Raw genomic sequence first — 18,268 nt, 5'->3', positions numbered from 1 at the left:
GATCAGATCAGTATATAACTATTCGGTGATACGACGATAGACCGTCGGCGTCATTTCAGGCGCTTTATCGTCAAGTTTAATGGCCGCTTTCACGGCTTTGGCCGCTTCCTGCCAGCTGTTTTCATCTTTAGCATGGATAACCGCCAGCGGCTGCTGCGCGTCGATACGCGCGCCGAGGCGAACCACGTCGGTGAAACCGACGCTGTAATCAATCAGATCCGATGCCTGACGGCGACCGCCGCCCATTGACACCACCGCCATGCCCAGCGCGCGGGTGTCCATTTCGGCGACAAACCCTTCGCCTTCGGCATAGACGGCTTTGCTCAGCATCGCGGCCGGCAGATACTTATCGTAGTTTTCCACGAAGTCGTTCGGCCCTTTTTGCGCCGCCACCATCCGGCCGAAGACTTCTGCGGCTTTACCGTTATCCAGCACCGCCTGTAGCTTCGCCCGCGCGTCGGCGTCATTCTGCGCCAGCTTGCCGGAAATCAGCATCTCGACGCACAGCGCCATCGTCACCTCAAGCAGCCGCGGATTGCGGTACTCGCCGGTGAGGAACTGCACGGCTTCACGCACTTCCACCGCATTACCGGCGCTGGAAGCCAGCACCTGGTTCATATCGGTTAACAGCGCGGTCGTCCGCACGCCGGCGCCGTTGGATACCCCGACGATCGCTTCGGCCAGCGCGGCGGAAAGCTCATAAGTAGGCATAAAGGCGCCGCTGCCGACTTTGACATCCATCACCAGCGCGTCCAGGCCTTCCGCCAGCTTCTTGGCGAGAATGGAGGCGGTGATCAGCGGGATAGAGTCCACCGTTGCGGTGATATCGCGCGTGGCGTAAAAACGTTTGTCCGCCGGTGCCAGAGAGCTGGTCTGCCCGATAATCGCGACGCCGACATCTTTAATGATTTCACGGAAGCGGCTATCGTCCGGGAAAATATCGAACCCAGGAATCGCTTCCAGCTTGTCGAGCGTACCGCCGGTGTGCCCGAGACCGCGCCCCGAGATCATCGGGACATAGCCGCCGCAGGCCGCGACCATCGGCCCCAGCATCAGCGAGGTCACATCGCCTACGCCGCCGGTAGAGTGTTTATCGACGATCGGGCCATTGAGGTTAAGACTCTTCCAGTCGAGAACGGTCCCTGAATCCCGCATCGCCATGGTCAGCGAAACGCGTTCCGGCATAGACATATCGTGGAAAAAAATGGTCATCGCCAGCGCGGCGATCTGCCCTTCTGAGATGGTGTTGTCGCGGATGCCGTTGATGAAAAAACGAATCTCTTCATCGCTCAGCGCATGACCATCACGTTTTTTACGAATAATTTCTTGTGCGAGAAACAAGATAACCTCCCGAGGAAAGAGTCAAAGACCAACCACAGGCCGGACAGCATCCGGCCTTGAGGTCAGGCAAATTACGTATTAGTAGCTGCTGGCGCTCTTACCATCGCCGTGACCCAGCGCTTTCAGCAGGCTTGCCAGCAGGCTGGAAGCGCCAAAGCGGTAGTGACGAGAGTCGGCCCAGTCGGCACCGAACAGTTCATCGGCAATAGCGAGGAACTTTTGCGCGTCTTCTGCGCTACGCACGCCGCCCGCCGGTTTGAAGCCGACGCTCTGCTGAACGCCCATATCGCGGATGACTTCCAGCATGATGCGCGCGCTTTCCGGGGTCGCATTGACCGGAACTTTACCGGTAGACGTTTTGATAAAATCGGCACCGGCTTTGATGGCGATTTCAGATGCTTTACGAATCAGCGCTTCTTCTTTCAGCTCACCGGTTTCGATAATCACTTTCAGCAGCACGTTTGCCGCCGCGCAGGCTTCTTTACAGGCTTTCACCAGGTCAAAACCCACCTGTTCGTTGCCGGCCATCAGCGCGCGGTAAGGGAATACGACGTCAACTTCGTCTGCGCCGTAAGCTATCGCCGCGCGGGTTTCCGCCAGCGCAATAGCAATATCATCGTTACCGTGCGGGAAATTGGTCACCGTCGCGATCCGGATATCCGGGGTACCCTGCTCGTTCAGCGTTTTACGCGCGATCGGGATAAAGCGCGGGTAGATGCATACTGCGGCAGTATTCCCTACCGGTGTTTTGGCCTGGTGGCACAGCGCGATCACTTTTTCATTGGTGTCGTCATCGTTCAGGGTGGTCAGGTCCATCAATTTCAACGCGCGCAGGCTGCTTGCCGTTAAATCAGTCATTTCATACTCCGACGGCGTATTGCCGTATTAAAGTTTGTTCACCTTGCGAGTCTGTTACTATTGTAACATCCCCTCGCCGTTACACTTCGATATACATCACAGTTAATGAAAACTAATTACTAATTTGCATTACTGTAGAGTGATATGAATCACATAATAAATCCCTGTGCATGCCCCCCGAAGGCCAGACTCTCTTTAAGCATAATCAGGAATCTCAGCATCGAGGCAATGTTATTATTGTAACATACCCACGCGGTAAACCTCGATATCAGCGCGGACATTTTGTGCGAAAAAATGCCAGATGCATCATGAGTGATTGATAAACAGATAATTATTAAATGATAGGATTTTAACACGCAGAGGAGAGTTCCCCGCGGCGGCGGTGCCGCGGGGTAGGGTCGTGATTAACGACGGCGCTATAGCGCGAGGAAGACGCCCGCTATCGTGGCGCTCATCAGATTAGACAGCGTCCCCGCCGCCACGGCCCGCATGCCCAGCTGGGCAATTTCCTGGCGGCGATTAGGCGCCATGCCGCCCAGTCCGCCAATCAGAATCGCAATGGATGACAGATTGGCAAAACCGCACAGGGCAAACGAGATGATGGCCTTGGTGTGGGTTGAAATCACCTGCAAACCGGCGGCTGCGACCTCGGCGTCGGCTTTCAGGTATTCACCGAAATTCATGTAGGCCACAAACTCGTTGATAATCAGCTTCTGGCCGATAAACGAGCCGGCAACGGTGGCCTCATTCCACGGAACGCCAATCACCCACGCCAGCGGCGAGAAGACCCAGCCGAGGATCATTTGCAGCGACAGATCCGGATGGTTAAACCAGCCGCCCACGCCGGAGAGAATACCGTTAACCAGGGCAATCAGCGCGATAAACGCCAGCAGCATCGCCCCGACGTTAAGCGCCAGCTGCATCCCGGAAGCCGCGCCGGACGCGGCGGCATCCAGCACGTTCGCCGGCGCCTGCGGATCGGCGTCGTTTTTTTCCATCGCCGGGTTGTCCCGGGGCTGCTCGGTTTCCGGCACGATAATCTTCGCGAACAGCAGGCCGCCCGGCGCCGCCATAAACGAAGCGGCAATCAGGTATTCCAGCGGTACGCCCATCTGCGCGTAACCGGCCAGAACGGAGCCCGCAACCGAGGCCAGGCCCCCGCACATCACCGCGAAGAGCTCGGAACGGGTCATGGTGGCGATATATGGACGCACCACCAGCGGCGCTTCGGTCTGGCCAACGAAGATGTTCGCCGTGGCAGAGAGCGATTCCGTGCGCGAGGTTTTCAGTACCGCGCGCAGCGCCCCGCCGAGAATGCGGATAACAAACTGCATGATGCCGAGGTAATAAAGCACGGCGATCAGCGATGAGAAGAAGACGATGACCGGCAGGACGCGCAGGGCAAAAACAAACCCGCCGCCGCCGAAGACTTCAAACATCTTGTCGGAAACCAGCCCGCCAAAGATAAAGCCGATCCCTTCATTGCCGTAAGCAATCACGTTGGCAACGCCGTTCGACATGGCCAGCAGCGCGGTGCGCCCGGCCGGCACGTAGAGAATTAACGCGCCGATCCCCACCTGGATAATCCAGGCGCCGAGGACGGTACGCAGGTTGATGGCTTTTCGATTACTGGAGAGGAGCACAGCGATGGCTAACAGCACCACCATGCCGACAAGTCCCATGATAATTTGCATACAGAGTCCCTGTGTATTGAGAGTTCAGCCTTAAAACCCCGCGATTATAACGGCATGAAACCATCATGCTCATTTCAGCTCACACATTTTAAGCAAAACAATGAGATAAAAAGGCAGGAATGAGACACAGGTCACTCAGCAAAGCGCTACGGAAGCGCAAAAAGCGCATTTGTATTATCAATCAGGGTATTCGCTATCTCTTCCGCGGGCTCAGAGCGTAGCTCACATAAGGTGGAGAAGACGCGAGCCGCCCGTTCCGGCCTGTTCGGCTGCCCCTGGAAACCGTTCAACGGCATATCCGGCGCATCGGTCTCCAGCAGCAGCGCCGAAAGCGGCAGCTGCGCGATCACACCGCGGGTCTTACTGGCGCGCGGATAGGTAATGGTGCCGCCAACGCCAATCTTGTAGCCCAGCTGCACAAACCGCTCCGCCTGCTGAAGGCTACCGGCAAAACCGTGCACTACGCCGGTTCGCGGTAAAGCGTGCTTTTTCAGCAGCATCGCCAGCTTGTCGTGAGTGCGTCTGGAGTGGAGGATCGCCGGCAAATCGTAGCGTTTCGCCAGCCGCATCTGCGCCTCAAATACAGAAACCTGACGTGCAAACTGCGGATCTTCCCGATAGAGATCGAGACCGATCTCCCCAACCGCGACCAGCTTAGCGTCGCGTTTCGCCAGGCAGGCTTCAAGCCGTTCAAGACTCTCTGCGCTATGCCGTTCAATCGCTATCGGGTGGAGGCCTAAGGCGGCGTAGAGCGCATCATATTTCTCCGCCAGCGCTAACACGCGGGCGAAGTTAACCGCTTCTGTCGCAGGTACCACGATCTGCGTCACGCCAGCCTCCGCCGCCCGGGCAATGCTGGCGCTTTCGTCGCCGGTGAAAGGGGGAAAATCGAAATGGCAGTGGGTATCAATAAATCGTAGGGTCACGCCAGGTCCTCATTTTCAAAGCTGGCATCATTGGCCTGCACCGCCGCGATGACCGGCGCCTGAGGGATCTCATTGGCCACCGGCGCTGGCGGAATAACGACCGTTTTCGGTACCGCAATACGCGGCGCATGGCGCAGCAGCGGCGGTCTGTCGGCCAGCAGTTTACCGACGGTAGCGAGAAAGTAGCGCCCGCACTGGCGTCCGGTCTTGTAGTCCTCCAGCAACGCCGGAAGACGGCTGCCTAACGCCATACTCTTCAACGGTTTCTGCGGATAAATTTCCAGAATTCTCAGCTTACCCGGCGGTTTTTCAATGAACTCTTGCGTGGAGCGATAGGTGGTTTCGTGATGCTGCACCAGATTCACAAACGGCTGCAGACTACTTTCGCCAAGCCAGCGCTCCATCCGTTTAAACCACTGCGGCGTGTAGTACATCTGGGACGGAACGGTGCGGATCACCACGATGGTTTGCGCCCCTCGACGGGCCGCTTCCTGTACGGGGATCGCATCGCTGACGCCGCCGTCAAGATAGCTCACGCCATCCAGCAGCACGCCGCTGCGGTAAAAACCGGGAATGGCGCTGGAGGCGCGAATCAGGTCAAGCCAGGTCTGCTGAGTGGGGGAAAAGTAGTTTGGCGTGTAATCATCGCCGCGACAGGCGCACATCCAGAACTCTTTTCCCTGAGCAAAACAATCTTCAGCATAGGCCATCGCCAGCGGCATCTTTTTCGAGGTGGTGTCGACCAGCCAGTCAAGATCGATAAGATTCCCGCCGCGCACAAAACGCATCGGGTCGAAAAACTCGCGGGCGGTGGTGTAGCGGGTGATCACTTTGCGGGCATAGCCGGGCTGGTTGCACAGATAGGCCGAGAGATTTTGCGCCCCGGCAGAGGTACCGAACATCATGTCAAACGGGTTGAATCCCGCGCGCATAAATTCGTCCAGTACCCCGGCGGTAAAAATCCCTCTCTGCCCCCCGCCTTCGCACACCAGTGCGAGCCTGCCCGGCTGGAAGGGTTTAACAGATAACGGCGTAATGTTGCCCAACGTAACGGGAATTCGCTGCCCCACCCTGCTTTCCTGTCTGGCTTATTATAAAAACAAAGGTAACGCAATTTTTAACGCCCTGAAACTGAGAAAGCCAGTCACATTGACTGGCTTTATGTAAGACGGTATTTCACGCGTTAACGTCTAGGGACGCCGACGGCCGGTGAACAGGCTGACCAGGAACAGGATAATACCGACAACGAAGACAATTTTCGCAGCCCAGGCAGCGGTACCCGCCAGGCCACCAAAGCCCAGAGCGGCGGCAATTAACGCGATCACCAGAAAAATAATGCCCCATCTAAACATACGTCTCTCCTTACCATAGTTAATGACGGTCGATTTTCTGCGCACTCAGGCCGCGCATACACAACCCTGTGGTGCTACACATCCTGCGGAAAGACCGCAGAATAAATTTTTTTAGTGAATAGATTTATTTGACGCTAAGGTCATTCTTCACGCTTTTGACGCCGGAAACGGCTTTCGCAATACCTTCCGCCCGCTCCGACTGCTTACTGGACTCTACCGTACCGGATAAATGTACAACGCCATCGGTGGTCTCCACCTTCACGTTACGCGACGGAACGATATCGTCAGCCAGTAATTTCGCTTTGATCTCGCTGGTCACCGCCGTGTCGCCGGCGTAGCCCTTCAGCGAAGCAGATTTTTCGTTCTGTACGCTAAGCTTGTCGTTAACGGAGGTCACGCCTTCAACCGCTTTCGCTACGCTAAGCGCCTGCTTATGCTGCTCTGAACTGTCAACCGTACCGCTTAACGTGACGACTTTGTTTTCAGTTTTCACAGAGATATCGGTGCTGCGAATATCTTTATGATCGATCAGCGCCGCTTTCACCCTGGCGGTGATGGTGCTGTCGTCCATAAAATTCCCGACTTTGTTCATCGAATTATCGACGGCTTGCCCGGCATTGCTTGCTGCAGATTTTGCGCTATCTGCGGTCGAGTTTTCCGCATACGCCGAAGCGCTGATTATTGCTGAGCCCAGGAAGAGGGCCAGGAGTGTCTTGCCGCTCTTAAGTTTTGTCATCGTTGTTCCTCGTTATATCTAAGCAGGTAAAGCAAAATAAGTAGTCTATTAAGCCAGGATTCCAAAAATTACTTATTAAATGTAGTAGATACGCGGAAGAGTGCGGCATTAACGGGTAAAAAAGCGCGCAAAACGGTAAGAATTAAGAACTTTCCAGAAAGGGCAATCCGAGGGGAAAATGGCGTGGAGCGCGGCGAAAACCGCGCTCCGGAGAGGATTAGTGCTCGCGGGTTTTACGGAACTGGACGTCAGGGTAACGTTCCTGCGTCAGGTTCAGGTTAACCATGGTCGGGGCGATATAAGTCAGGTTATCGCCGCCATCCAGCGCCAGCTGAATTTCGTTCTTACGCTTAAACTCTTCGAATTTCTTCGCGTCGCTGCATTCCACCCAGCGTGCGGTCGCGACGTTGACGGACTCGTAAATCGCCTCAACGTTGTACTCGCTCTTCAGGCGAGCAACAACCACATCAAACTGCAGCACACCCACCGCGCCAACGATCAGATCGTTATTGGCGATCGGACGGAACACCTGCACCGCTCCCTCTTCAGAGAGCTGAACCAGCCCTTTCAGCAGCTGTTTCTGCTTGAGCGGATCTTTCAGGCGAATGCGGCGGAACAGTTCCGGGGCGAAGTTCGGGATACCGGTGAACTTCATCATTTCACCCTGGGTGAAGGTATCGCCAATCTGAATGGTGCCGTGGTTATGCAGACCCAGGATATCGCCCGGATACGCCTCTTCCACATGCGAACGGTCGCCGGCCATAAAGGTCAGCGCGTCGGAGATCACCACGTCCTTGCCGATACGCACCTGGCGCATCTTCATACCCTTCTCGTACTTACCGGAAACCACGCGCATAAAGGCCACGCGGTCGCGGTGTTTCGGGTCCATGTTGGCCTGAATTTTAAAGACGAAGCCGGTGAACTTCTCCTCCGCGGCCTCCACGGTGCGGGTGTCGGTTTTGCGCGGCATCGGCGCGGGCGCCCACTCCACTAAACCGTCCAGCATATGATCGACGCCAAAGTTACCCAGCGCGGTGCCGAAGAATACCGGCGTAATTTCGCCCGCCAGGAACAGCTCTTTATCGAATTCGTTAGACGCGCCCTGCACCAGCTCCAGCTCATCGCGCAGCTGCTGCGCCAGGTCTTCACCCACCGCGGCATCAAGCTCCGGGTTATCCAGCCCCTTCACGATGCGCACTTCCTGGATGGTGTGGCCTTTACCGGTCTGATACAGGTAGGTTTCATCTTTATAAAGATGGTAAACGCCCTTGAACAGTTTGCCGCAGCCAATCGGCCAGGTGATCGGCGCACAGCCGATTTTCAGCTCGTTTTCCACTTCATCCAGCAGCTCCATCGGATCGCGAATGTCGCGGTCGAGTTTGTTCATGAACGTCAGGATCGGCGTATCGCGCAGACGGGTGACTTCCATCAGCTTACGGGTACGATCCTCGACGCCTTTCGCGGCATCGATAACCATCAGGCAGCAGTCCACCGCCGTCAGGGTACGGTAGGTATCCTCGGAGAAGTCTTCGTGGCCCGGGGTATCCAGCAGGTTAACCAGGCAGTCGTGATACGGGAACTGCATCACGGACGTGGTGATGGAGATACCGCGCTGCTTTTCCATCTCCATCCAGTCAGATTTCGCATGCTGGCTGGAGCCGCGACCTTTCACCGTTCCGGCGGTCTGAATAGCCTGTCCGAATAACAGTACCTTTTCAGTAATGGTCGTTTTACCGGCATCCGGGTGAGAAATAATGGCAAAAGTGCGGCGCTTGGCCACCTCCTGCAAATAAGGAGACAACGTCATAATTCAATCTTCTTAGTAAACGCGGCAACGCGCCGCGCATGTTGAATACGAAAAAATTGCGGCTATTTTACCCATCAATGGGGGGGAGGCAATCAGTGTTTACACAGGAGTTGCTCCAGTTCGCTTAAAGAGGTGACCGTCCAGTCCGCGCGGAGGTCCGCGGGCAGTTCGCGCTGATGGGGGTTGAACCAGCAGGTCGCCAGGCCGGCATTCACGCCGCCGCGAATATCCGATTCCGCCGTATCGCCAACCATCAGCACCCGCGAACGATCGGGATTGCCCGCCTGCGCCAGCGCATAGTCGAAAATACGCGCATCCGGCTTAGCCACCCCAACCTCTTCGGAAATAATGAGCAAATCAAAGTGATCGCGCAGTCCGGTACGTTCAAGACGCGTCTGCTGCAGTGAGGTAAAACCGTTGGTGATGATGCCCATTTTTACCTTCCCCTGCAGCGAATCAAGCAGCGATACCGCCCCCGGCAGCGGCGAGCAGATCTCCGCCATCGCGTTCATAAACGCGGCGTTCAGCTCGCCGGGAGGGACGTTCAGGCGTTCCGCCCAACCGTCAAAGCGCTGATGCTGCAGCTGAAGAGAGGTAATGGCGCCGTTTTGATAATCCACCCATAGCGGCTTATTCACGGCCTGGTAGTCCTGAAAATCCTCTGCGGAGAACGTCACGCTATAGTCGAGAAACATCCGCTGTAGGCCGCTAAATGAGTCAAACGTAAATAACGTTTCGTCGGCATCAAAGAAAATCCAGTCCCACTTCATCGTATCACCTTGTCTTACATACTGATTGGCAGTGCCATTATGATGGCGTCCTCACGTCCGTCGACCGTGGGGTAATAGTTGCGGCGAATCGTCGCCTCGTTAAAGCCTAAGCTTTCATAGAGCGCGATGGCGGCGACGTTAGACGCGCGCACCTCCAGCCACAGCGTGACGACGCCGCGTTTTTCAACTTCATCAATCACCCGTTCCAGCAGCGCCCTGCCCAGACCGCGACGCTGGAAAGCGGGGTCGACGGCAATATTGAACAGCGTCGCTTCGTCGAGCACGATTTGCGTAATGGCAAAGGCCGCCATCACGCCGTCCACGGACAGTTGAAGATTCAGATAGCGCTCGCCCTGATTACTGGCAAACGTCTGTTCGCTCCACGGAAAAGCGTGGGCGCGCGTTTCAATTTGCCAGGCGCGGGGCAAATCAGCCGGATTGAGGGTAGAAATCGTGTTCATGTGCGCAAATCTGTTGCCAGAGCGCCATGCGAGCAGGCGTGCTGGTCTGAAGTTCATCGAATGCGGGCGTGGAAAGCTGTGCGCCCGCCAGCAGCAGCGGCGCGTCGGTGCCGAGCCGCCAGCTATTACAGCGTGCGTCCTGAGGCAGCATCGCAACGCGTTCAGGCGTCAGCTGCATCACCTGCTCCGGCATCAGGGCCAGCGCGCGCAGAATATCGCTGATAAGCGGTTCGGTCAGCGATGGCGGTTCTTCCGCCACCATCACCAGACGAATGTGTCCAGGAAGCGAGATAGCGATTTCACCCTGTAACGCCCCAGGACGACGTAGCGACCACTGGGTGATGCCCAGCTGCTGTAATTGCCAGTCTCGTCGGGATGTCATAGCGAAACACTCCTGTTAATTAAGCGCGCAATATAGCAAATCCGTCGTATCTGCGCCAACAAACTACGCGGCGGTCGGAGCGCATCCCGCCGCCAACAAAGAGGCAGGCCGAAAGATAACGTGTATAATCGGCGCCAGTCTTAATGAAGGAGTGTTTCATGTCCGCTTTTACCCCGGCAAGTGAAGTCTTGCTGCGCCACAGTGATGATTTCGAGTCCGCCCGCGTTCTGTTTGCCGGTGACCTGCAGGATGACCTGCCCGCACGTCTGGACACGGCCGCCAGCCGCGCCCATACCCAGCAGTTCCACCACTGGCAGGTACTGAGCCGCCAGATGGGCGAAAATGCCCGCTATAGCCTGGTCGCAGAGGCCGGCGATGTCGCCGATTGCGATACGCTGATTTACTACTGGCCAAAGAACAAACCGGAAGCGCAGTTTCAGCTGATGAACCTGCTTTCGCTGCTGCCGACCGGTATTGATATTTTCGTGGTTGGCGAGAACCGCAGCGGCGTACGCAGCGCCGAGCAGATGCTGGCGGAATATGCGCCGCTGAGCAAAGTCGACAGCGCGCGCCGCTGTGGGCTGTATCACGGTCGCCTGGAAAAACAGCCCGCGTTCAATGCAGAACAGTACTGGGGCGAGTATTCGCTGGATAATCTGACGATTAAAACGCTGCCGGGCGTCTTCAGCCGCGATGGCCTGGATGTCGGTAGCCAGCTGCTGCTTTCCACGCTGACGCCGCATACCAAAGGTAAAGTGCTTGATGTCGGCTGCGGCGCTGGCGTGCTGGCAACCGTGCTGGCCAGCCACTCGCCTAAAGTCCGCCTCTCGTTGTGCGACGTCAGCGCCCCGGCAGTTGAAGCCAGTCGCGCCACACTGGCCGCTAACGGCATCGAAGGGGAAGTGTTCGCCAGCAACGTGTTCTCTGAAGTGAACGGCCGCTTCGACATGATTATCTCCAACCCGCCTTTCCACGATGGTCTACAGACCAGCCTGGAGGCCGCGCAAACGCTGATTCGCGGCGCCGTTCGTCATTTGAACAGCGGCGGCGAGCTGCGCATCGTCGCTAACGCCTTCCTGCCCTATCCGAACGTGCTGGATGAGATCTTCGGCTTCCATGAAGTGATTGCCCAAACGGGCCGCTTTAAGGTCTACCGGACGGTGATGACCCGTCAGGCGAAGAAATAATCCCGCGTTTTTTCGGCGCCAGCAGACGCTGGTCGCCGATGTTTTTCCTCTCTGACCGTCCATTTTTGCAACAATCAATCCAACTGATACAATTAACTATTGACGAATAGCTGAAAACCACTAGAATGCGCCTCCGTGGTAACGATACTTTCATAGTGTCGATGGTATGCGAAGGTGGCGGAATTGGTAGACGCGCTAGCTTCAGGTGTTAGTGTCCTTACGGACGTGGGGGTTCAAGTCCCCCCCCTCGCACCATAATCCACGTTGATATTGCTCGCACTGGGCGAAGGTGGCGGAATTGGTAGACGCGCTAGCTTCAGGTGTTAGTGTTCTTACGGACGTGGGGGTTCAAGTCCCCCCCCTCGCACCAACGAGGCGATATCAAAAATTAAGAATACTGTGCGAAGGTGGCGGAATTGGTAGACGCGCTAGCTTCAGGTGTTAGTGTCCTTACGGACGTGGGGGTTCAAGTCCCCCCCCTCGCACCAATATTCTTACCCTTCCGTTTTATCCCATCAGCTTCAAATTCATTATTACCAGCATCATCCCACTGACCAGCGCCACGCATGATGGCAGCAGAACAAAGTGCCTTAGCTGACGGTGCCAAATCATCACCGCTGACATGAGCATTCCCAGCGTCACCAATCCGCGCCAGGCATCTACCGACAAATCGGCAAACCCGAGGACGGCAATCAGTACGCCAGGGATCAACACGCCCCACCCACTCCCTAAAGTTCGCTGCAACATGTTTTCGCCTCTTACAACGATAATGATAACCAATATCATATGATAATTTTTATCATTTGTCATCCCAGGAAAATAGCGCGTCCTTATTCTTTACGTTTGTGGTAATGACATACATTCATGAAGGTGATAAATTAAGCGGCAAAAAAATAATATATTAAATTATCTGATTATTTCGTAAAAACCTTATTTTGCGCACTGTTTTTTATTATTCACTTCAAACTAACATCACATTGAATTTTAACGATTAATAATGACAACTCCGACATGACTGCACAATCCTGGCGCTCCCATTACGAACAGAAATATCAGTATTCCTTACGGCTATTTTTACTGCTTAATTTAGTTTCATCCGTCTTATCCCTTGTCAGCCCGCTCTTTACCGTCATCACTTTTACATTACCCTGTTTTCTGATAGTTGCCTGCAGCACGGTCCTGCTGCTATGGCACTGTAAATTCTCTCAGCACAAAATAAATATTCCGGTTATTTCTCTGCTATTTGGCCTGCTTTGGGCGTGGCACGTTGCGCTAAAAGCAATGGTGATGGGGCCGCCGCATTTTAACTACCTGGTGATCGCCTTATTAAGCGTGTTATTTATTGGCACCATTGCTTTTTCCAGCAATATCATTGGCTTTACTTTGCACTCTTTACCCACATACCTTATCTGCCTGATTCTTGGCGGAGGAGAACAATGGCTGCGCATGTCCTGGTGCTTTCTGTTGCCTATTGCCGGTATCACCCTGCAAAGCCTTATTCAGAAACGCAGCGATGTATTCACGCAGGGGCTCATGGATAAGCTGCTGAAGGAACGCAATACCCTTAACGATCTCAGTATGTTGGATCCGCTTACCGGTTTGTATAATCGCCGGGGCTTACAAAACCGGCTGGACACCATTCTTTCTCTCGACGGCGCCGGGCATTACGTTCTGCTGCTGGACATTGATCATTTCAAAGCCTACAACGACCACTACGGGCATATGATGGGCGACCAGGCTTTGATTCAGGTCTCCGCCGCCATTCGTAACGCCGTGCGCTCGCGTGACATCGTTGCCCGCTTTGGCGGCGAGGAGTTTATGGTACTGTTGACCAGCAGCAGTGCGGAAAACGCTCTTCAGGCCGCAGAGCGCATCCGCCAGCGGGTCTACGATCTGAAAATCCCGCATATGTTTAATGAAAGCGTCGCGACCAACGTGACCATCAGTATCGGCATGACGCCGCTGATGGATGCGGATATCGACAGCGCGCTGAAACGGGCGGACAACGCGCTCTACGAAGCCAAAAATATGGGACGTAACATTATTCTCACCAGCTAGGCCTTTACCGCGCGGCAGGCGTCGCCGCGCGGACAAATCTCTTGCCAAGCCGGTGCCGCGGCATTAGTATCAGAAATCATTATCATTTAGATTTGTATCTGGCACCCGATGGCTTACCGTTCACTCGCATTCAACAATGAGATCATCTGGCGGGCTCCGCTCCCTTCGGCTGAGCGTGAACTGGCGAACGCAATACGGGACAAAATTACCGCGTTACGTCCGCATTTGCTGGATTTTATCCGTCTGAATGAAGAAGCCCCTCATCATGCCCTCACCCTGGCTGAGTGGTCGCAGCCCGCGACGCTGAGTTCGTTAATCGCGACGTATTCTGACCATATTTATCGCAACCAGCCCGGGCAAGCCCGTGAGCAAAAACCGCTGCTATCCCTCTGGGCACAATGGTACATCGGTTTATTGGTGCCCCCTTTAATGCTGGCGCTGTTGAGTGAAGAACGCGCCGTTAGCCTGGCGCCGGAGCATTTTCGCGTCGAGTTTCATGAAACAGGCCGTGCCGCCTGTTTCTGGATTGATATCCATTCAGCAGGTACTTCCCCGGCAGAATCCGCGCAGTCCCGGATGGAAAAGCTGGTCACCACCGCTTTGCAACCCGTGGTGCAGGCGCTTGAAGCCACTGGCGATATCAATGGCAAACTTATCTGGAGCAATACGGGTTATTTGATTAACTGGTATCTCGGGGAAATGAGAACCCTGGTCGGAGATGAAAAAGTGGCCGCGCTGCGTCAGCTCTTCTTCTTCAACAAACAGCTATCAGGCGGTGAGGATAACCCGCTGTGGCGTACGGTGGTTTTACGTGAAGGGCAGCTCGTGCGCCGCACCTGCTGCCAGCGCTATCGCCTGCCGGACGTACAGCAGTGCGGGGACTGTACGCTGAAATAATCGATGGTGAAAACAAACGGGCGGCTATTCAGCCGCCCGTTTGTTTTTATGCCGTTTGCTGACTCTCTTCCGCCATGCGCTGCGCCTCTTCGGCCTCCTGCGCGAGCAGCTGTTTCTCGTACACCTTGAAGAATGGGAAGTAGATAATCGCCGAAACGCAGGCCAGGACGACCACCAGAATCGCCGCCCGGAAATCCCACCCCAGCGCCCACGCGCCGCCAATCGGCGCCGGAGCAGTCCACGGTACAACCGAAATCACCCGGCCGATAAGATCCAGCTTCATTGCCGCCCAGGCCAGTACGGCGTTAACCATCGGCGCCAGCAGGAAGGGAATAAAGAATACCGGGTTCATCACGATAGGGGTGCCAAAAATAACCGGCTCGTTGATGTTAAACAGGCTTGGCACCACGCTCAGACGGCCAATCGAACGCAGATGCGCGGAGCGGCTGCGCAGATAGCAGAATACCAGCCCCATCGTCGCCCCTGAACCGCCAATCACAATAAAGAATGTCCAGAACGCTTCCATAAAGATATGCGGCAGCGGAGCCCCCTGAGCCAGGGCCTGCTGGTTCATGCCGAGGTTAGTGAGCCAGAACATTTGCAGCATGCCGGAAACAATGGCCGCACCGTGGATCCCCGCAAACCACAGCAGGTGGCCCACCAGAACCGCCAACAAAATTGCGGGTAAGGAGTCCGCTGCGGAAACCAGCGGCTTAAAGATAGCCATAATCGCCTGAGGGATCAGCATATCAAAATGATGCTGAATAAGCAGGCTCAGGGGATAGAGCGTCAGGACGACAACCAGTACCGGGATCAACAGATCAAACGAGTTTTTGATCATCGGCGGCACCTGATCCGGCAGGCGAATACCGATATTATGCGCCTTCAGGAAGCGCATCATTTCAACGCAGTAGACCGCCACCAGAATCGCCGTAAATATGCCCGTTCCTCCCAGGCTATCTACCGGCAGGCTGCCGTTCGTTTTTGGCGCCGCCACCAGCAGGAAGGCCATAATCGACAGCATGGCGCACATAAAGGGGTCGAGCTGATTGGTTTTTTCGTAATGCTTGCCGAGGTTATAGGCGATCGCGGCACAAATATAGATCGACATAATGCCCATCGTCATATCGAACGGCGTCAGAATTCGCCCTTCAAACTCTTTTGCCAGATCCAGCCAGGCGCGGGCAAATCCCCATGTGGTATCCGGTGAAAACGGCGGATACGCAAATACCAGCAGAAAAGAGCCGACAATCATAAACGGCATGGCGGAGATAAAACCGTCGCGGATTGCCATAACGTGGCGCTGAGACGAGATGCGTCCGGCGACAGGGCTGATGTAATTTTCTACGAAGCGAAATATCAGATTAAATGCAGCATGGTTAGCAGACATAGCAGCCCTCCTGACAGGCTAGATGAACAGGCCCAACAACGATTATCTTGCCGTTATGATGAACCCGCTTCGGCGAGAGGGTTACCCAATCGGGTAGCCTGCTGGCCCGACTGCTCAACCAGGTTCGATTCATCTTCGGCTCTTTGTTATAGGTGACGCAGGGAAGTTACCTTGTCAGTATTCCTGTCTCCGTGAATAACCGCAACCGGTTACAGTAACCGGTTGCGGTGAATGTGAAGGAGATCCAGAAATTAAAAAGAATCTTGATTCTCTACCATGGATATTTACACTTTGCGAAGCTTGTGACAGATTTTTAACAAGCCTTAATCAGGAGATTCCAATGAGTCTGCAGTCCGTGCGGCAGTTTTTTACTGACCACGCCCCCGATATCGAAATCATCGAACTTACTCAGAGCACGGCCACGGTAGCGTTAGCCGCAGCGGCGCATAACGTTGAACCCGGGCAAATCGCCAAAACCCTGTCTTTAAAAATAAAAGAAAGGGTTGTTCTCGTTGTCGCGAAAGGCGATGCACGCCTGGATAATAAAAAGCTAAAGGAAGCCTTTGGCGCCAAAGCCCGTATGCTAAGCAGCGATGAGGTCATTACGCTGACGGGACACCCCATTGGCGGCGTCTGCCCATTTGGCCTGGAAGTTCCGCTGGCTGTGTACTGCGATATCTCACTGAGGCAGTACCCGGAAGTGCTGCCAGCAGCAGGTTCAATATATAGCGCCGTTCGTATTTCACCTGAACGGTTGGCGCAGCTGACTGATGCTAAGTGGATTGACGTGTGTCTTTAACAGACCGCTGAGGCTACTGAGCAAGGCGCATCACCGTGGCATCATCATTATTCGCCGACAGGCGCATAAGAATGTCTGCCGCGCTCAGTAGTCCCATATCAGAACTCACGCCGAGCTTGGTCATGGCGTTAAACTTATGGGCCCGAATCGTTTTGATATTGCGTTCCAGCTGCGTCGCTATTTCCGGCAACGAGTAGCCATAAGACATATATCGCAGGATGGTATGTTCCGTTGGGCTCAAAAGTTGGCTATAGATACTCTGCTTTTGGCTTAACGAGCTCTCATTCGCCGGATAGCTACGCTCGAGAAGCTGAAGCAAGCACTCCTGCAGCTGTAGCCGACAGGCCGATTTATTCAAAATACCGTGTAAGCGAGAAGGCGTCAGATGGCTGACCAAACGCATTTCCGCTTCATCATTAGCTAAGATAATTCTTTGCGTGTCGGGACAATAACGCGCGATCTCATGAAGAAAGAGCAAGCTTTCAAGTCGGGATCTGCGGTTACCTGAAAGTGAAAAAATAATCGCAGAAAAATCTCTCGCCTGAAACTCCCGTTTTAACGCCATCGTATCTTTAAAGAACTGAATACGATAATTCTTACCACTTTCATTAATTAATATGTGGCGAAGCGCCACTTCTGTCATCGCACATTTCTCTACGATAGCGACATATCTTGTTGTGAGGTCTTTTTCCATTCTGTTTGATCTCCATAGGCTGAATAAATATTCAGCTCCTTCATTCCCTGTGCACTATTAATCCAGGCATACATCTCTGCATTACTACGCAAAGATAAGCGGCGCATAGCACTATTTTTCTGCGCACTTATGGTTTTATTGCTCTTCTTCAATAAAGCAGCAATTTGATTAATTCCCCATCCTTTTGCAAGAAGTCTCAACACTTTACGCTCAGAAAGAGTCAGAATAACCAGCTTTTGCGGTTCTTCATCGATGCGTTCTACCTCAGGAGAGAACAACGTCTGGCTAATTCGTTCAGCGGCAAGTCCACCCGCGCGCACAACCTCAATGAGACGTTTTACCGGCTCGCTGTCCGAAATTAATGTACTTTCAGGACGCATTAATAATTGAACAGCTAACGGAAAACAGGCGTTGCCTACCATAAAGACCCAGTGTATATCCCTGTATTGAGTCATTAAAGAGTAGTAATGTTCGCAAATATTTCTTGGATGCTCTATTTCACCGGACAAGTCAGCAATGACTAACACTGCACGACGCAGCTGCAGCAGGGTTAGCTCATCCTGAGAACGACAAAAACTCAATTCATAATCAGGGAGATGCTCCCCAACGATGGCTTTTAAGCCGGACTGCATAACCGGTATTCTGCTGATAATAATGCCGAACTTACCTTGTCCTGGTAACATAAACCCTCCGCTTCCTGTCGAAGACTCACCGCCGGCGGAAAAACAATTGGATGCATAATTTAATAGTCATCGTAATTATTTTGCCCAAATGAATATTTATCATCCCTGGCGGGTGCGCGATATCGCACCCTAAAGCCAACTTAATAATGAGGAGTAACATATTGCTGTTATCCATACCAATGATTAACATTAACACAGGTAGTTGTCATCAATAAATTAGAAATGGTTAACAT

The 18,268-nt window shown here is 54.1% G+C and carries 19 protein-coding genes and 3 tRNA genes; 7 read left to right on the top strand and 15 right to left on the bottom strand.

The window, feature by feature from the left end:
- Positions 1-18 precede the first annotated feature (18 nt).
- The 11 genes from deoA to FQK12_RS20140 all read right to left on the bottom strand — a co-directional run bounded on the left by deoA (position 19) and on the right by FQK12_RS20140 (position 10,327).
- The gene (deoA, locus tag FQK12_RS20190; RefSeq protein WP_014227832.1) at positions 19-1,341 is read right to left on the bottom strand and encodes a thymidine phosphorylase; all 1,323 of its coding nucleotides are present in this window, start codon (positions 1,339-1,341) and stop codon (positions 19-21) included.
- A 78-nt stretch (positions 1,342-1,419) separates the two neighbouring features.
- Entirely contained in the window at positions 1,420-2,199 is a 780-nt protein-coding gene (gene deoC / locus FQK12_RS20185) for a deoxyribose-phosphate aldolase (protein WP_014227831.1), read from the bottom strand.
- Between the two features lie 416 nt (positions 2,200-2,615).
- Complete coding sequence (locus tag FQK12_RS20180) at positions 2,616-3,893, bottom strand: NupC/NupG family nucleoside CNT transporter (protein ID WP_014227830.1); 1,278 nt, start codon at positions 3,891-3,893, stop codon at positions 2,616-2,618.
- Positions 3,894-4,039: 146 nt separating this feature from the next.
- On the bottom strand, positions 4,040-4,819 hold the full coding sequence (locus FQK12_RS20175) for a metal-dependent hydrolase (protein ID WP_014227829.1): 780 nt from the start codon (positions 4,817-4,819) through the stop codon (positions 4,040-4,042).
- Entirely contained in the window at positions 4,816-5,889 is a 1,074-nt protein-coding gene (locus FQK12_RS20170; RefSeq protein WP_004128693.1) for a patatin family protein, read from the bottom strand. The genes FQK12_RS20175 and FQK12_RS20170 overlap by 4 nt, the downstream gene beginning before the upstream one ends.
- A gap of 120 nt (positions 5,890-6,009) precedes the next feature.
- Positions 6,010-6,171, bottom strand: coding sequence for a DUF1328 domain-containing protein (locus tag FQK12_RS20165; protein WP_003856556.1), 162 nt, complete (start codon positions 6,169-6,171; stop codon positions 6,010-6,012).
- 124 nt (positions 6,172-6,295) lie between these two features.
- A complete protein-coding gene (gene osmY, locus FQK12_RS20160; protein WP_014227828.1) occupies positions 6,296-6,907 on the bottom strand; it encodes a molecular chaperone OsmY in 612 nt (203 codons plus the stop codon).
- Between the two features lie 217 nt (positions 6,908-7,124).
- Positions 7,125-8,714, bottom strand: a complete 1,590-nt coding sequence (gene prfC, locus FQK12_RS20155) for a peptide chain release factor 3 (protein ID WP_004098388.1) — start codon at positions 8,712-8,714, stop codon at positions 7,125-7,127.
- Positions 8,715-8,806: 92 nt separating this feature from the next.
- Positions 8,807-9,484, bottom strand: a complete 678-nt coding sequence (gene yjjG, locus FQK12_RS20150; protein WP_004098385.1) for a pyrimidine 5'-nucleotidase — start codon at positions 9,482-9,484, stop codon at positions 8,807-8,809.
- A gap of 14 nt (positions 9,485-9,498) precedes the next feature.
- Positions 9,499-9,945, bottom strand: coding sequence for a ribosomal protein S18-alanine N-acetyltransferase (gene rimI / locus FQK12_RS20145; protein WP_004098383.1), 447 nt, complete (start codon positions 9,943-9,945; stop codon positions 9,499-9,501).
- On the bottom strand, positions 9,914-10,327 hold the full coding sequence (locus FQK12_RS20140; protein WP_014227827.1) for a DNA polymerase III subunit psi: 414 nt from the start codon (positions 10,325-10,327) through the stop codon (positions 9,914-9,916). Before FQK12_RS20140 ends, rimI begins: the two co-directional genes overlap by 32 nt.
- Before the next feature lie 158 nt (positions 10,328-10,485).
- On the opposite strand from FQK12_RS20140, the gene rsmC reads away from it, so the two are divergent.
- The 4 genes from rsmC (at position 10,486) to FQK12_RS20120 (ending at position 12,002) form a co-directional block, all read left to right on the top strand.
- Positions 10,486-11,514 (top strand): 16S rRNA (guanine(1207)-N(2))-methyltransferase RsmC, encoded by a 1,029-nt coding sequence (rsmC, locus tag FQK12_RS20135; RefSeq protein WP_014227826.1) that lies wholly within the window; start codon positions 10,486-10,488, stop codon positions 11,512-11,514.
- Positions 11,515-11,682: 168 nt separating this feature from the next.
- A tRNA-Leu gene (locus tag FQK12_RS20130) sits at positions 11,683-11,769 on the top strand.
- A gap of 28 nt (positions 11,770-11,797) precedes the next feature.
- A tRNA-Leu gene (locus FQK12_RS20125) sits at positions 11,798-11,884 on the top strand.
- Between the two features lie 31 nt (positions 11,885-11,915).
- Positions 11,916-12,002 (top strand) — tRNA-Leu (locus FQK12_RS20120).
- Positions 12,003-12,021: 19 nt separating this feature from the next.
- Here FQK12_RS20120 and FQK12_RS20115 read toward each other — a convergent pair.
- The gene (locus FQK12_RS20115) at positions 12,022-12,261 is read right to left on the bottom strand and encodes a DUF1435 domain-containing protein (RefSeq protein WP_014227825.1); all 240 of its coding nucleotides are present in this window, start codon (positions 12,259-12,261) and stop codon (positions 12,022-12,024) included.
- A gap of 264 nt (positions 12,262-12,525) precedes the next feature.
- On the opposite strand from FQK12_RS20115, the gene FQK12_RS20110 reads away from it, so the two are divergent.
- Together FQK12_RS20110 and fhuF are read left to right on the top strand one after the other, a co-directional pair.
- A complete protein-coding gene (locus FQK12_RS20110) occupies positions 12,526-13,572 on the top strand; it encodes a GGDEF domain-containing protein (RefSeq protein ID WP_014227824.1) in 1,047 nt (348 codons plus the stop codon).
- Between the two features lie 108 nt (positions 13,573-13,680).
- A complete protein-coding gene (gene fhuF / locus FQK12_RS20105; protein WP_014227823.1) occupies positions 13,681-14,469 on the top strand; it encodes a siderophore-iron reductase FhuF in 789 nt (262 codons plus the stop codon).
- 46 nt (positions 14,470-14,515) lie between these two features.
- Here fhuF and FQK12_RS20100 read toward each other — a convergent pair whose 3' ends face one another.
- Positions 14,516-15,859: a PTS sugar transporter subunit IIC gene (locus tag FQK12_RS20100; protein WP_014227822.1), complete on the bottom strand. Its 1,344-nt coding sequence runs from the start codon at positions 15,857-15,859 to the stop codon at positions 14,516-14,518.
- A 340-nt stretch (positions 15,860-16,199) separates the two neighbouring features.
- On the opposite strand from FQK12_RS20100, the gene FQK12_RS20095 reads away from it, so the two are divergent.
- The gene (locus tag FQK12_RS20095; protein WP_014227821.1) at positions 16,200-16,658 is read left to right on the top strand and encodes a YbaK/EbsC family protein; all 459 of its coding nucleotides are present in this window, start codon (positions 16,200-16,202) and stop codon (positions 16,656-16,658) included.
- A gap of 13 nt (positions 16,659-16,671) precedes the next feature.
- Here the strand turns inward: FQK12_RS20095 and bglJ are convergent, their stop codons facing one another.
- Both bglJ and FQK12_RS20085 read right to left on the bottom strand, forming a co-directional pair.
- Entirely contained in the window at positions 16,672-17,352 is a 681-nt protein-coding gene (gene bglJ, locus FQK12_RS20090; RefSeq protein ID WP_032692987.1) for a DNA-binding transcriptional activator BglJ, read from the bottom strand.
- Positions 17,313-18,035 carry a helix-turn-helix transcriptional regulator gene (locus FQK12_RS20085; protein WP_014227819.1) on the bottom strand — a complete coding sequence of 241 codons (723 nt, stop codon included), beginning with the start codon at positions 18,033-18,035 and terminating at the stop codon, positions 17,313-17,315. Before FQK12_RS20085 ends, bglJ begins: the two co-directional genes overlap by 40 nt.
- Positions 18,036-18,268 lie beyond the last annotated feature (233 nt).

Source organism: Klebsiella sp. ME-303 (genome assembly GCF_007910085.1).
GTDB classification, from domain to species: Bacteria; Pseudomonadota; Gammaproteobacteria; order Enterobacterales; family Enterobacteriaceae; genus Klebsiella; species Klebsiella michiganensis.
This window is presented reverse-complemented; position numbering and strand designations above follow the sequence as displayed.